The organism is Neotamlana nanhaiensis, assembly GCF_000943555.1.
In the GTDB taxonomy this organism is placed as follows: Bacteria; Bacteroidota; Bacteroidia; order Flavobacteriales; family Flavobacteriaceae; genus Neotamlana; species Neotamlana nanhaiensis.
The window spans coordinates 114,156-128,645 of the sequence record NZ_JTDV01000003.1; the positions used below are offsets into that span (position 1 = coordinate 114,156).

14 protein-coding genes are annotated in these 14,490 nt (G+C 29.1%); all 14 read left to right on the top strand.

Annotated elements, in window-relative coordinates; all coding sequences use genetic code 11:
* Positions 1–14: 14 nt before the first annotated feature.
* The 14 genes from PK35_RS05875 to PK35_RS05940 are packed head-to-tail and all read left to right on the top strand — an operon-like array spanning position 15 to position 14,487.
* Positions 15–731, top strand: coding sequence for a polysaccharide biosynthesis/export family protein (locus PK35_RS05875; protein ID WP_316930167.1), 717 nt, complete (start codon positions 15–17; stop codon positions 729–731).
* A 9-nt stretch (positions 732–740) separates the two neighbouring features.
* On the top strand, positions 741–3,203 hold the full coding sequence (locus PK35_RS05880; protein ID WP_044625777.1) for a polysaccharide biosynthesis tyrosine autokinase: 2,463 nt from the start codon (positions 741–743) through the stop codon (positions 3,201–3,203).
* A gap of 8 nt (positions 3,204–3,211) precedes the next feature.
* Complete coding sequence (locus PK35_RS05885; protein WP_044625778.1) at positions 3,212–4,051, top strand: ABC transporter permease; 840 nt, start codon at positions 3,212–3,214, stop codon at positions 4,049–4,051.
* A gap of 1 nt (position 4,052) precedes the next feature.
* Positions 4,053–5,270, top strand: coding sequence for an ABC transporter ATP-binding protein (locus PK35_RS05890; RefSeq protein ID WP_044625779.1), 1,218 nt, complete (start codon positions 4,053–4,055; stop codon positions 5,268–5,270).
* Entirely contained in the window at positions 5,271–5,900 is a 630-nt protein-coding gene (locus tag PK35_RS05895; protein ID WP_044625780.1) for a sulfotransferase family 2 domain-containing protein, read from the top strand. It abuts the gene before it with no gap.
* 13 nt (positions 5,901–5,913) lie between these two features.
* Entirely contained in the window at positions 5,914–7,026 is a 1,113-nt protein-coding gene (locus PK35_RS05900; RefSeq protein ID WP_044625781.1) for a polysaccharide pyruvyl transferase family protein, read from the top strand.
* Positions 7,023–8,228 carry a UDP-N-acetylglucosamine 2-epimerase gene (locus PK35_RS05905; RefSeq protein ID WP_044625782.1) on the top strand — a complete coding sequence of 402 codons (1,206 nt, stop codon included), beginning with the start codon at positions 7,023–7,025 and terminating at the stop codon, positions 8,226–8,228. The genes PK35_RS05900 and PK35_RS05905 overlap by 4 nt, the downstream gene beginning before the upstream one ends.
* Positions 8,222–8,998, top strand: coding sequence for a glycosyltransferase family 2 protein (locus PK35_RS05910; protein WP_044625783.1), 777 nt, complete (start codon positions 8,222–8,224; stop codon positions 8,996–8,998). Before PK35_RS05905 ends, PK35_RS05910 begins: the two co-directional genes overlap by 7 nt.
* Positions 8,998–9,936, top strand: coding sequence for a glycosyltransferase family 2 protein (locus PK35_RS05915; protein ID WP_052825896.1), 939 nt, complete (start codon positions 8,998–9,000; stop codon positions 9,934–9,936). Before PK35_RS05910 ends, PK35_RS05915 begins: the two co-directional genes overlap by 1 nt.
* 46 nt (positions 9,937–9,982) lie before the next feature.
* On the top strand, positions 9,983–10,906 hold the full coding sequence (locus PK35_RS05920) for a glycosyltransferase family protein (protein WP_052825898.1): 924 nt from the start codon (positions 9,983–9,985) through the stop codon (positions 10,904–10,906).
* Positions 10,903–12,099 carry a glycosyltransferase gene (locus PK35_RS05925; RefSeq protein WP_044625784.1) on the top strand — a complete coding sequence of 399 codons (1,197 nt, stop codon included), beginning with the start codon at positions 10,903–10,905 and terminating at the stop codon, positions 12,097–12,099. The genes PK35_RS05920 and PK35_RS05925 overlap by 4 nt, the downstream gene beginning before the upstream one ends.
* Positions 12,100–12,104: 5 nt before the next feature.
* The gene (locus PK35_RS05930; protein ID WP_044625785.1) at positions 12,105–12,881 is read left to right on the top strand and encodes a glycosyltransferase family 2 protein; all 777 of its coding nucleotides are present in this window, start codon (positions 12,105–12,107) and stop codon (positions 12,879–12,881) included.
* The gene (locus tag PK35_RS05935) at positions 12,881–13,768 is read left to right on the top strand and encodes a glycosyltransferase family 2 protein (RefSeq protein ID WP_044625786.1); all 888 of its coding nucleotides are present in this window, start codon (positions 12,881–12,883) and stop codon (positions 13,766–13,768) included. The genes PK35_RS05930 and PK35_RS05935 overlap by 1 nt, the downstream gene beginning before the upstream one ends.
* Positions 13,768–14,487 (top strand): sulfotransferase family 2 domain-containing protein, encoded by a 720-nt coding sequence (locus PK35_RS05940; RefSeq protein WP_044625787.1) that lies wholly within the window; start codon positions 13,768–13,770, stop codon positions 14,485–14,487. Before PK35_RS05935 ends, PK35_RS05940 begins: the two co-directional genes overlap by 1 nt.
* The last annotated feature ends 3 nt before the right edge of the window (positions 14,488–14,490 follow it).

Here is a 14,490-nt window from a genome sequence, read left to right on the forward strand (position 1 = left end):
TAACTAATAGAGATTTGGTTTATTTACAAGAAAGAGAAGGTTTAACTGCCGAAGACCTTGGGTTAATTGAGCAGCCCAAACCCTATCGTGTACAAGTTAACGATATGTTGAGTATAAGGGTAAAGGCACTCGATCAAGAATTGGTGAGTATCTTTAATCCAGTTGGTGAATCGGATTCAGGTAGTCAATCTGGAGGATTGTACTTTAATGGTTTTACTGTAGATATGCACGGTAATATTGAATTTCCTGTTTTAGGGAAAATGAATGTTCTTGGATTTACAATAGCAGAAATAAAAGAAAAAGTAGAAACTGAACTCCTAAAACAATATTTTAAAGAAACAGCCGAAATTTTTGTAACTGTTAAATTAGCAGGGTTAAAATATACCACCATTGGCGAAATTGGTACAGGAGTACACACCTTATTACAAGATCGGGTTAATATTATTGAAGCTTTAGCTAATGCAGGTGATATAACCCAAACGGGAGATAGAAAGGACGTTTTAATTATAAGGCAATACCCCGAAGGGCAACGCATTCATCATATTGATTTGACTGATGTTAAAGCTATGAAATCGCCATATTACTACATAGAACCAAATGATATTATTTTAGTAAAGCCATTAAAAAGAAAGGCTTTGGGAGCAGGACAAACAGCAATGCAAAACTTAGCTACAATATCGTCTATAGTATCACTGCTTGTTTCGACGTATTTTTTAACAAGAAACCTTTAATTTTAGATCATGGAAGAAGAGTTTGAAGGATCGGAATCGTCTGGAGGTGGATTGTCTTTTGATATAAAAGCATTTATAAGCCGTGTTATAAGTTATTGGAAATTATTCGTGCTTTTTATAGGTGTTGGTGTGTTTATTGTTTATCAGCAAAATATAAGAACACAGCAATCGTATAGATTAAGTACTCAAATTTCAGTAGAAGATGAGTCGAACCCTTTATTTACATCCAACACTAGTTTAACTTTTAATTGGGGTGGTGTCTCAGGTAAAGTTCAAACTATTTTAAATTCGTTAAAATCGAGGTCTTTACACGAAAAGGTGGTCGATAACCTGGAGTTTTATTTATCTTATTTAAAGCAATCCAGATTCAGAAAAGACGATGTTTATACCTATGCGCCGTTTAAATTCGATATTACACCAAATACCTATCAGCTTTTAAATATCCCAATACGCATTACTTTTTTAGATAATGATTCAGTTGAGGTTTATGTGAATTTTGAAACCAATACAGTACAAACTCAAAATTATACCGATAAAACAAAAGAAACCATTAGTGTAAACTTGGGTGAGTTTAAAAAGCAATATCGTTTAAACGATGTTATAGACTTGCCTTTTTTAAATGGTATTGTTTCACTTAGAGCGAAACGAAAAGTAGCTCCAGGTGATGAATTTTATATACAGTTTGGTAATTTTGATGGTATTGTAAGTAAGTACAGAAATAAACTAAATATAAATAATCCAAAAAATTCGGCCATTTTAAACTTAAGTATGGTTGATGTTAATAAGGCAAAAATTGTAGATTATTTAAATGAAACCGTTCAGGTTTTAAGTGAAGAGCAACTAGATAGAAAAAACCAATTTGTTACAAATACTATTAATTTTATTGATGCGCAATTAGATCGTGTCAAAAATCAACTAACCTTAAATGCAGATTCATTAAATAGATATAAAGAACAAAATAAAATATTTAATTTAACCGAAGAAGGTGCCATAATAAATTCTAAAATTAATAATCTAGAAGAATCTCGGGAAACTCAAAAGGAAAAACTAGCCTATTATGCAAGTTTAAAAACCTATTTAGAAACTAGCGATTCGTTTACCGAAATTCCAGCACCAGCAGTAGCAGGAATTGATGATGGACACATACTAGGAAATATTGGTGAGATTAATAAATTGTCGGTTCAAAAATCAAAATATAGTTCTACGGTAAGAAGTGATGCTACTATTTTTGAAGATTTAAACCGACAAATAGAAGGCTTAAAAAATGTGATTTTCGAAAATATTAGTTCGGTTACCAAAGAAACAAATCGAGAAATAGGAATTATAGATTCTAAAATTGCCATAGAAGAAGCAAAAATTCGAAAACTGCCAAAGGCTCAACAACAATTATTCGATATACAAAGGCAGTATTCGTTAAGCGAAAGAACTTATAACATGTTTTTGTCAAAACGTGGAGAGGCCGATATTATAAAATCGGCAAGTGTATCAGATGTTTTGGTTATCGATACCGCTAAAGATACAGGCGCTGTACCTATTGATTTAAAGTTGAGTTCTCGATATTTATTCGCCGTTATTGGTGGAATTTTACCACCGCTGATTTTAGCGTTTTTGCTTACCTTTTTCGATACTAAAATTCATAATCCGCAAGTACTCGAAAATTTATCGAATATCCCGCTTCTAGGTGTTGTTGGTAAAAATACGCTCGACAATAATTTAGCGGTACAACGCAAGCCAAAATCTACTATGGCAGAGGCATTTAGGGCATTGCGTTCTAGTTTGCAGTATTTTTATAAAACGAAGAGTTTGCAGGGAACAAAATCGGTTATGGTAACCTCGTCGGTAAGTGGTGAAGGTAAAACCTTTTGTTCTATAAATATTGCTACCGTTTTTGCAATGAGTGGTAAAAAAACAGTTTTAGTTGGGTTAGATTTGCGCAAGCCAAAAATATTTGGAGATTTTGAAATTAAAAACGAAGTAGGTGTTGTAAATTATTTAATTGGGCAAAAGCAGTATGACGAAGTGGTGCAAAAAACTATGGTTGAAAATTTAGATGTAATAACCTCTGGCCCAATTCCTCCAAATCCTTCAGAATTACTTATGAGTGAACGTATGGACGATTTAATGGCAACATTAAAAGAAAAGTACGATTATGTCGTTTTAGATACACCTCCTGTTGGTCTTGTAGCCGATGCTCTTGAGCTTACCGAGTATGTTGATGCTTCAATTTATGTTGTTCGGCAAGATTATACCCAAAAAGGTATGATTAACTTGGTAAACGATAAATACAACAAGGGCGAAATTAAAAATTTAAGCTTTGTGTATAATGGCTTTAACCAAAAAGGAAAATATGGCTATGGTTATGGTTACGGCTATGGTTACGGCTATGGTTATGGAGCATATGCTAATGGCTATCATGAAAACGATAAGAAAAAAGGTTTTCTTGAAAAGTTAAAAAAGCTTTTTGTTAAATAATTTTTTTAATGGAAACGAGAATTTATAAAAAAGAAAATAGCCTTAGTTTTTTAAAAATTTTAAAGGAAAGTCTTAACGATGTTTTTGGGGCAAGGTTTTTGGCAAGACAATTGGCCGAACGAGACATAAAAGCCCAATACAGACAGTCGTATTTAGGTGTAATATGGGTCTTTATTATGCCAATTACCACAGCTATAGTATGGATATTCTTAAGTAGCTCAGGTACAGTTCAATTATCCGATACTGGTATAAGTTACCCGGTTTATGTGTTTTCAGGAACTTTAATTTGGTCTATTTTTAAAGAAGCATTAACTATGCCAACGGCAAGTACTAATGGTGCTCGTGGACTTTTAAGTAAAATTAACTTTCCTAAAGAAGCTCTAATTTTATCGGGCATATATAAAATGATATTTAACAGTGTATTTAAAATAGGGTTGCTTTTTATTTTAATGCTTATTTACAAAGTTAATTTTAGTTTAACTATGTTATTATTTCCAGTGGGCTTGGTTGTTCTTATTTTACTAGGTGTGGCAGTAGGTTTAATTTTAACTCCCTTTAGTATGTTGTATAAAGATATAGGTAAAGTAATAAATTTAGTAATGTCATTTTTTATGTATGTAACTCCTGTGGTATACGCTGTACCTAGTAATGGGCTCATGAAAACTTTTATGGAGTTAAATCCACTAACCTATGTTATTGGTATAACTAGAGATATGCTTTTTAACGGTACTTTTACTTATTTAAACATTTATATTTTAATTGTAATTTTATGTTTGCCAGTGTTTATGTTAGGGTTAGTTTGGTACCGCCTATCTATTCCTGTAATTGTAGAACGTTTAAGTGCTTAGCATGGAAAATGATGAGGTATTAGTAAAAGTAGAAGGGCTTAGCAAAAAGTTTTGTAAGGATTTAAAAACAAGCCTTTGGTATGGTATAAAAGACTTAATAAGTGGCGTAAAAGGCAATAAAAACGAAAGGGTATTACGCCCTAAAGAATTTTGGGCAGTAAAGGATGTTAATTTTGAGCTTAAACGTGGGGAATGTTTGGGTTTAATTGGGCATAATGGTGCTGGTAAATCAACTTTGTTGAAAATTTTAAACGGACTAATAAAACCTGATTCTGGTCAAGTAACTATAAAAGGACGTGTAGGTGCATTAATTGAACTAGGAGCTGGGTTTAACCCTATTTTGAGTGGTCGCGAAAACATCTATAACAACGGAGCTATTTTAGGGTTTTCACGAAAGGAAATTGATGACAAGCTTGAAGAGATTATAGATTTTGCCGAAATACGGGAGTTTATAGATATGCCTGTGCAAAACTATAGTAGTGGCATGAAAGTGCGTTTAGGGTTTGCCGTTGCAGCTCAAATGGAGCCTGATGTACTAATAATTGATGAGGTTTTAGCGGTTGGGGATGTAGGTTTTAAAATAAAATGTTATAACAAAATAAGTGAAATGACTTCTAAATGTGCTGTCATATTTGTTTCACATTCAATGCCACAAATTGCAAGAGTTTGTACCGATTGTATTCTACTAAATAGAGGTGTAGGAGAGTATTTTGAAGGAGATGTTGGTCGAGCTATTGAAGCCTATGATAAAAGTTTTTTTAAAGAAGAGAGTACTATAAATGTTATAAGCGATTATTTTAGTGTTGAAGAAATTTTCATAAATGGAAATTCAATGTTAAAAAGTAACTCAAGGATAAAATTGAGTTTTGGTAAGCAACTTCTTGTTAATTCGAAATTACGATTTTTAAATGATTTTAAGCTAAGTAAAGTACAATTTTCTTTAGTCATTACAGATAAATCTCAAAGAGCAGTTGCTATTGCAGAAAATGAATTTGATACAAAATTGAAGTTGATTGATAATGTAATTAATTTTAATGTGAATATTCAAGAATTAAATTTAACTAGTAATATTTATTCTTTAACCCTTAATGTTATAGGAAGAACCGTTAATAATACAAGAATAGTACTAGGAAGAGTTCTTTATTTTTCCGAGTTGGAAGTAATAGGTAAAAAACAAGAAAGTTATGCTCCCGTAATACTAAATTCTAAATGGGGTTAAATGGTAATTTCAAAAAATAAGAAGTTTATTTTTATTCATATTCCTAAAAGTGCAGGAACAAGTATACAATCTGCATTAGAGTTAAATTTGAATAATGAAAATCATTGGGCTGTTTCAAAAACAACTAAGCACCAATCTCTAAAAGACTTGATAACGCTCTACGAACATTCTAATTTTTTGGAAAAACTTGTTCAAGATTTTAGTTTTTTAAATTATTACAAGTTTGCTGTAGTAAGAAACCCTTTCGACAGATTACTTTCACTTTATAACTATTTAAAAAAGTATGAGGTTAGAAAAGAAATTAAAAGTGTGGAGACTTTTGAAGAATTTATTGAGAAACTAGAAGATGAAAATAGCTGGGTTTCAGGACTTTACTCTGCTAAAACACAGTTGAGTTATTTGGTAGATATGCAAGGTGTTATGAGTATTGATCTTGTTGGAAGATTCGAAAACATTCCATTTTTTTTAAACGAACTTGAAGCTAAAATTGATATGAAATTGGAGTTGAAGCAAATGAACGTTTCGCAACTAGTTAAGCCTTCTTATCGTCAAGTGTATTCTACTTATTCAAGAAAAATTATTGAAGACAAATTTGTTGACGATTTAAACAGTTTTAATTATGAATTTTAATAAAACAAAATGAATGAAGGTTCTTTTAGTAAACGATACAAGAATTGAAACAAATCCAGGGTGTCACGCAACTGTTTCAGAACTTATAAATTTTGTAGAGAAGAGCATTACTATCACTAATATTGACCTTTTAAATTTAGGGTCAGAATACGATATATTTCCTAATCAAGTTTATATTAAAAATCATAAAATATTTAGAATTCGTTTATTAAAGAAGCTATGGTCTAAAATAAAGGTGTTGAATTCATTCTTTTGTATTAACATACGTATATGGAAACAAGCTGCCAATTATAGCATTTCTGACTCTACAAAGAACAAAATTTTAAACTCAGATTTGGTTATTGTAAATATGGAGGGTACAATTCATGACAATAGCATTAGCGGGTTAGCATTATTAGCAATTACTTATTTTGCAAAGAGACAAGGAAGATATGTCGCTATGGTTAACGGTACATACCAGAATATGGACAAACGATTATCAAGAAAGGTTTTAAATTCAATAGATTTTTTAAGTGTAAGAGAGCCTGTTTCTTATGATTATTTAAAAAAAATGAAAATTAGAGTTAATTTAATTCCTGATTTCGCGTTTTTAGCAAATATTAATTCAACACTTAATTTCACATTAACACCAGATAAAAAATGTCTTTACACAGTTGGGGTTTTAGGTGTTTATCCCAATAAAAAAAATGGTATAAAATTTAAGACCATTGAAACTCATATTGAAGATATAAAAAGGTCAGGATTTAAACCATATTATTTACAAATCGAAGAAAAGGAAGATAAAATAGTAGAAAAATTAAAAGTACAAGGAATTAATGTAATTTCGTTAGAAGCAGGTGTAAATTATAAAAACATAGGCAGTTTATTAAGTGACTTTAATTTGTTGATTACAGGGAGGTATCATGTAGGGATTTTTGGGTTAATGGTTAATACACCTACATTGTTTTTAAATTCTAATACCTACAAAATAGAGGGACTATTAAAATTACTAAATTTAGACACTGGTTTAGTTTATAGGAATAATTTAATGTCTATGTTACCAGTAAAATATAAGACGACTCTACCAGATAATAAAATGTTTGATGTTTTTCGCGATTTCTTAATTAAAGTGTCAACAAAAGATTGAAAAAAATAGTAAAGAGCATATTACTATCGAGATATTTTACCTTAAGTAAATACTTTTCACTGGGTGTTTCAAATGTTGTTGGTTTTTATAAGAATAAGGCAAATAAAGATACTATTAACTTCATTGTAACATCTAAAACAGAAATTAGAGTCTTTTCTCCAATTCTCAATTATATATTAACTTCTGGTTTAGATATTATAATAAACGTTTTTTTTACAAATCAAAATTTGAAACTTGATGATCAATTATTTTTTAAATTAGAAAAAGACGACAGGTTTAAACTAAACAACAATCCGATAAAGCTTACGGATAATCGTAAAAATAGCATAAATGTGATATGTTTAGATCATGAAAAATACAGTAAGAAACATTTTATTGGTATAGAATTGGTGAAATACTTTAATAAGTTAAAAATAAAAACTGTTTGTATTCAACATGGAGGTAATCAAAATGATTACATAGAAGGACAGCTTTCTTCGGTTTCAAAATTTCAAATAGTTTTTGGTAAGAGAATTTTTAACTTCATTAAAGAAAAATTAAAAAACACTAAAAAAGTATATATTACAGGAAATCCTTTGCATGATAATCTGTTTTTTAACAAAAGTCAAGTAAATAAGACTAATAAAAAAAGATTAATTGCTTTAATTAGCTGTATGCATACAGAATATGATGATTATGAGAATTCTCAAAAACTTTATTTAGAGTATGTAAAAAAGATTTATGAAAGTGTGAATTTTAATGATGCAAAGTTAATTGTAAAAATGCATCCATATGATTCTACTGACAATAATATATATGAACTAGTAAGAAATAATCTAAATTTAACAAAAAATGAGGTTGAGATTATTGGTTTTACCGGCAATTTACAGCAAACTTATGATCTAATTTTAAAATCAGACTTAATTATAAGTAGAGCTTCAACAATTATTGAAGAATCATTGATGTTAAACCGTCAAGTAATTGCTTTCGATCTTTTTGAAAAAGGTGTTAGTAGGCATTATGATTTTTTGTCAAAATATTCAGAGTATTCAAAAATAATAAACTCTTCATCAGAATTGAAAAAAGAGATAGTAAGAAAATTAGCCTTAACTAATAACAATAAATATATAAATGAAAAAATAGTTTCTGATTTAACGTATAGGTTTGATGGTAAATCTTCTAGTCGTCTTGTTGAAGCTTTAATCGATATTTTAAAATGTTAATATCAATAATCACCATTAACTACAACAATAAACTAGGTTTAAAACGTACTTTAAAAAGTGTACGAACCCAAACTTTTAGCAATTATGAGCATATTGTTATTGATGGTAGTTCAACTGATGGTAGCAAGGACGTTCTTGAAGAATACAAAAGTTGTTTTTCGCATTGTGTTAGCGAATCAGACAGTGGCATATATAATGCCATGAACAAAGGTATAAATGCAGCTAAAGGCGATTATTTGTTTTTTTTAAATAGTGGAGATGAATTATTAAACAGTAAATCTTTGAATAAAGTAGCAACGTATTTAACAGATGAAGATTTGGTGTATTTTAACATAAATCGAGTAAATAACGGAAAAATTAAACAGCATACAATACCAAGTAAAATGAGTTTTTTTTACTTGCATAACGATACCATTCCGCATCAATCTATATTTATAAAAAAAGAACTGTTTAATAAAGTAGGGCTTTATGATGAAAGTTTGAAATTAGTGGCTGATTGGAAGTTTATTATTACCGCACTTATAAAATATAACGCAAGCTATAAGCATGTTAATGAGGTGTTTTCAAATTTTTATGAAGGTGGCGTAAGCTCTTCGAAAGGTAGCTTTGAAGCCATGGAAAAAGAAAGACAGCTTGTTTTAAAACAAGAATTCCCAATTTTATTGAATGATTTAAAATATAAATTTAAGTTAGAACGCACCTTAAGAACATTACGAAAATCGAAAAAAATTAATTGGCTAGCAAAATTAGGTTTAATCAATAAATTTTAATGGAAGGAGATTTTAAAGTATCGGTAATTATTCCTGTTTATAACTGCGAACAGTTTATAGAAAAAGCTATAAAGTCAACTTTACAACAACCTGAAGTTGCCGAAGTTGTTGTGGTAAACGATGGCAGTTCCGATAATTCTTTAGAAGTGTTAAAAGCGTTACAAAATGAAGATAAGAAAGTAAAAATATATCACCATAAAAATAAAAAAAACAAAGGTCGAGCTACCAGTAGAAATTTAGGAATAAAAAAAGCGGAATCAAATTATATCGCATTTTTAGATGCTGACGATTTTTATTTAGAAAATAGGTTTAAAAAAGATGCAGTTGTATTTTTAAAACAAAAAGATGCAGATGGTGTTTATAATGCTGTTGGGTTTCATTTTTACCGGAATGTTCTTGAAAATGAAAACTTTAAGTTAAACACTTTAAGTAAGAAAGTAAATCCCAATAAACTTTTTGATGCACTAATAACAGGTCGATACGGATATTTTCATATTAATGGATTAACAGTAGAAAAAAAGGTTTTCGAGCGCACAGGTTATTTTAATGATAGTTTAGTGGTAGCAGAAGATACCGATATGTTTTGGAAAATGGCTTTGTGTTGCAAACTGTATCCTGGAGATATTGAAACAGCATTGGCTAAACGAGGAATTCATGAAACAAATGTTTTTAATAATAAAAAGATTTATGAAAAATACGAATTAAAACTTTATGAATCTTTGTATTATTGGTCGGCAAAACAAGGTTTAAATATTAAAATTATAGAACGTTCTTTAGAGCGTATGTGGATTTTAAAACTAAGACAAAGCAAAAATGAATTTAAACATTTTGTATATTATTTAAAGATAAATTTAAAGACACCAAGACTATTTTTTACATATTTAGGAATTAAATACTTTCCACTTTTAAGGTTCTTAAACAAAGTATTATTTTTATAAAGCACCATGTAAAAAACAATTTTAGTTTTTTAAAAAAGACGCAGTAGTGAAATTAGCCCCAATACTTTTATTCGTTTATAATCGCCCAGAACATACTTTTAAAACATTAACAGCTTTAAAAGAAAATGACTGGTCAACAAAAAGTACACTATATGTTTATTGCGACGGCCCAAAAAATAATGTAGATTCTGCAACAATTTCTTTAATCAACCAAGTTAGGCGAATTGTAAAACAGAAAAAGTGGTGTGGTTTTGTGAAAATTGTGGAACGAGATACAAATATGGGGCTTGCAAACAATATTCTTGACGGGGTTACAACAGTTGTAAACAAACATGGGGCCGTTATTGTTTTAGAAGATGATATTGTAACATCAAATCAATTTTTAAGATATATGAATACGGCACTTAATTACTACGAAAATAGAAGTGAAGTTTTTCATATTAACGGACATAATTTTAAAAGTAAACATCAATATATATTAGACGATTATTATTTTTTACATTATATGAATTGTTGGGGGTGGGCTACCTGGCAAGATCGTTGGGATAAACTAAATAGAAACTATTCATGGTTTTACAACAAGTTATTACAAGATAAAAAGATGTTGTTTAAATTCAACTATGGTAATACATTACAATTTCATGAGCAATTGCAACTAAATATTAACAAAAAAATTAATACTTGGGCTATTTTATGGTATTCTACAATATTTTTTAATAAAGGATTATGTTTAACCAGTAAATTAAGTTATGTTGAAAATATTGGGCTAGATGGTACTGGAGAAAATTGTATTGCAGAAGCTGTTTTTAAAGAAGAACTAGCTTCTAAAATAATTCCTTTTAAAGGCGGAATTAAAGTAAAAGAAAAAAAAATATCTAGATTAAGTTTTATGTTAACAATGGCTTCTAGAAAGCAAAGGGGGCAATTAAAGTTATTTTTTAGAATATTTAAACGTTATCTTAAGAAATGAGAATAGTTCATTTTTCGTGTCATGTAAAAGGAGGAGCTGGATTAGCAGCTATGAGATTGCATAAAACTATGTTGTTTAATAATGTAAATAGTGTTTTTTACAATAAATATTACACAGATTCTAAAGTAAATTGTTTTAAAGTAGAACCTATTACCCCTATTGATAATTCTATTTCAATTGCTAAGTTTATTTCTAATAAATACAATGGTTTTTTAAATAGAATTTATAATTTTTACAGGTTTTATGTCCATTCAAGTATGTGTGCGCCATATAGGCTTGACACTTTGTTATTAAAAGATGACATTGTTATTATTCATTGGGTTTCAGGTTTTTTAGATTTTAAGAGTTTTTTTAAAGGCTTGCGTAAAGAACAAAAAGTTTACTTTTATATTCATGATTTTTATATTATTTCTGGAAGACTTCATACTTTGTATGATAAGGAAAGGATTAAAAATAACGTAATTAACTTATTTGAAAATCAAATATATAAAACAAAAATTGGCTATATAAAATCTTTAAAAAATTATAAAATAATAGCAAATAGTAAATTTACCTACAATGTTATTAAAGAAACAAGAAGTTTTCCTTTGGAAAAATTAGAAACTATTTATCTAGGCCTCCCAAAAAGTGAGCTAACGCCAATAAATAAAATAAACGCAAAACAGGAATTAGGTTATAATAAAAACGATTTTTTAATTTTAATTAGTGCTAACGATGTTGATGTGCCGTTAAAAGGAATAGATCGTTTTTTGAATATTTTAGAATATTTCCAAGGCCATGAAAAAGTTAAATTTATTACTCTAGGTAAAGTAAAGATGGAATTTTTAAAAAGTAGGATACATAATTTTGTAACGTGGGATGTCTTTGAAAAAAGTAAAATATTTTCAAGTGCAGATGTTCTATTGTCTACCTCATACGAAGAAACTTTTGGACAGACAATAATTGAAGCTTTTGCTTGTGAAACACCAACAATTGTATATAACGGTCATTCAGCACTATCCGAAATAGTTGCACATAATAAAACTGGATTTATAGCAAATAACACACGTGAAGTCTGTTATTATATAGAACAGTTAATAGAATTGCCAGATTTAAAAGAAAAGTTAGGGAGTGTAGCAAAAGAAACTTATTTAAATAAATTTACCTCAGAAAACCAGTTTCAATTGTTTATGAAAATAATTGAAAATAAATAATTGTAATGCAATTAACCATTATAACCATAAACTACAATAACCTCGACGGTTTAAAAAAAACCGTTGATAGCGTAAAAAATCAATCCTATCAAGATTTTGAATATGTGGTTATTGATGGAGGGTCAACCGATGGCAGTAAAGAGTATCTGGAAGAAAACTTCCAAAAATTTAATTATTGGGTAAGCGAAAAAGATAAAGGCGTATATCATGCCATGAACAAAGGTATCGAAAAGGCCAAAGGACAATATGTGTTATTTTTAAATAGCGGAGATCATTTTTATAGCCCTAAAGTACTCGATAAATATATTGATAAAGTTAACAACTTCGATATTATTTACTTTAATCAAAAAGTAGTAGGTAAAACAAAAACCTTTATAAAAGAATATCCAGAAACCTTATCTTTTGCTTATTTTTTAAAAGATAACTTACCACATCAAGCTACTTTCATAAAAAAAGAAATATTTAATGCAGTTGGTTGTTTTAAGGAAGATTTTAAAATTGTTTCAGACTGGAAGTTTTTTGTTGATGCTATTTGTAAATATAATTGCAGTTACATGTATATAGCTAAAACTTTAAGCGTTTTTTATCAAGACGGAATAAGCGCGCTAAAAGAAAATCTAAATGTTATTGAAGTAGAAAAACAATACGTCTTAAAAAATTCATATTCGTTATTTATGAATGATCTGGACGATGTTTTAAAATATATGAAAATTGTACATAATCTTCGTCGCTCAAAAAAAATAAAGTGGCTTATTAAAATAGGTCTCTTAAATAAATTTTAATGGCAAAAAGCTTAGTATCCATAATTGTTCCTTGCTATAAACAAGCTCATCTATTAGATGAGACTTTGAATTCTGTAATGCAGCAAACCTATAAAAACTGGGAGTGTGTTATTGTTAACGATGGTAGTCCAGACCACACAGAAGAGGTGGCACTCGAGTGGTGCAAAAAAGATAAAAGGTTTTCTTATGTTTCAAAAAAGAATGGTGGTTTGCCTGCAGCACGTAATACAGGTGTAAAAAAAACATCAGGTAAATTTATTTTACCTTTAGATTCAGACGACATACTTCACGAACAGTATATTGAAAAATTATTACCATATTTTGATGATCCTACTATTGGGATTGTTACTAGCTACAGATTCTTTTTTGTCAAGTCTAAGACTAATATAATTAAGATATATAAACCTAATGGTGATAATTATAGAAATTTAATGTTCGAAAATCAATTGATGCCATCTTCTATTTACAAAAAAGAATGCTGGGTTGAGGTTGGTGGATATGATGAGTCTATGATAAAAGGTTTTGAAGATTGGGAATTTTGGCTAAACATAACTAAAAGAGGATGGCTGTACCATACTGTCGAAGAACCTTTGTTTTATTATAGGAAAGCAAAAGAGTCTATGCTTATTGATACTCATAGAAATCATGCTGAAACTAATAAAAAGTATATTTTCTGGAAACACAAAGAGTTGTATATAAAACATTTTGATAATTTTTTTGAAGTGATGTTTTACAATCTCAATGTCCACCGTAAAGCAGAACTTCAAATTAAAAACTCATTGGAATATAAAATTGGTAAAGCTTTGCTAATACCATTTAAGGTTTTTAAAAAGTTGTTTAAGTTTGTCATGAATATGACAATTAAATCTAATTTAAAAAGTATTTAATGGCATTACAAATTTCTGATAAATATAAGTGTATATTTATCCACGTTCCTAAAACAGGAGGTTCAACCATAGAGGAATCATGCCTATTTGATGACCAAAGAAAGAAAACTAGAGAAGCGGTTGGAGGTCATGCAACTGCAGTTGAAATTAAAGAAATAGATACTTCAAAGTTTTTAAATTATTATAAATTTTCTTTCGTAAGAAACCCATATGCAAGACTTGTGAGTGCATTTTTTAACTTTGCCAGAGGTGGAAATAACGAAAATGATTATTTTTGGTTTGAAAAAATTTTTAAACAATTCGATAATAATTTTGAAGCCTTTTGTTCAGAAATTAATAATATACCTGAGCTAAAGGATATACCTCATTTTAGACCACAATATGAGTTTATTTGTGATGAAAACCTTAATTTTTTAGTAGATAAAATAGGGAGACAAGAAAACCTTAATTCTGAAGCAAATAAAATATTTAAAAAATTAGGTCTTGTGTTTAATAAAAAATATGCTAAAAGGTCAAATAACAAACATTTTTCTAAATATTATACTAAAGAAACTCAGGAAATAGTTTATGACTACTACAAGTTGGATTTTGAACTTTTTGATTACAATTACAAAATAAAACGAACAGTTGTTTATTATGATTTAGAGTATTTTAAATATAAAATTATAAAATTTATTAAAAGTTTAGTTAATAAAATAAAATTACGACTTGTTGGATGAGTT

Bases quoted from the DNA above. Each gene is read 5' to 3' on its own strand.
- PK35_RS05890 (WP_044625779.1), top strand. From the start codon at position 4,053: ATGGAAAATGATGAGGTATTAGTAAAAGTAGAAGGGCTTAGCAAAAAG.
- PK35_RS05895 (WP_044625780.1), top strand. From the start codon at position 5,271: ATGGTAATTTCAAAAAATAAGAAGTTTATTTTTATTCATATTCCTAAA.
- PK35_RS05900 (WP_044625781.1), top strand. From the start codon at position 5,914: ATGAAGGTTCTTTTAGTAAACGATACAAGAATTGAAACAAATCCAGGG.
- PK35_RS05910 (WP_044625783.1), top strand. From the start codon at position 8,222: ATGTTAATATCAATAATCACCATTAACTACAACAATAAACTAGGTTTA.
- PK35_RS05885 (WP_044625778.1), top strand. From the start codon at position 3,212: ATGGAAACGAGAATTTATAAAAAAGAAAATAGCCTTAGTTTTTTAAAA.
- PK35_RS05880 (WP_044625777.1), top strand. From the start codon at position 741: ATGGAAGAAGAGTTTGAAGGATCGGAATCGTCTGGAGGTGGATTGTCT.
- PK35_RS05925 (WP_044625784.1), top strand. From the start codon at position 10,903: ATGAGAATAGTTCATTTTTCGTGTCATGTAAAAGGAGGAGCTGGATTA.
- PK35_RS05935 (WP_044625786.1), top strand. From the start codon at position 12,881: ATGGCAAAAAGCTTAGTATCCATAATTGTTCCTTGCTATAAACAAGCT.
- PK35_RS05940 (WP_044625787.1), top strand. From the start codon at position 13,768: ATGGCATTACAAATTTCTGATAAATATAAGTGTATATTTATCCACGTT.
- PK35_RS05930 (WP_044625785.1), top strand. From the start codon at position 12,105: ATGCAATTAACCATTATAACCATAAACTACAATAACCTCGACGGTTTA.
- PK35_RS05915 (WP_052825896.1), top strand. From the start codon at position 8,998: ATGGAAGGAGATTTTAAAGTATCGGTAATTATTCCTGTTTATAACTGC.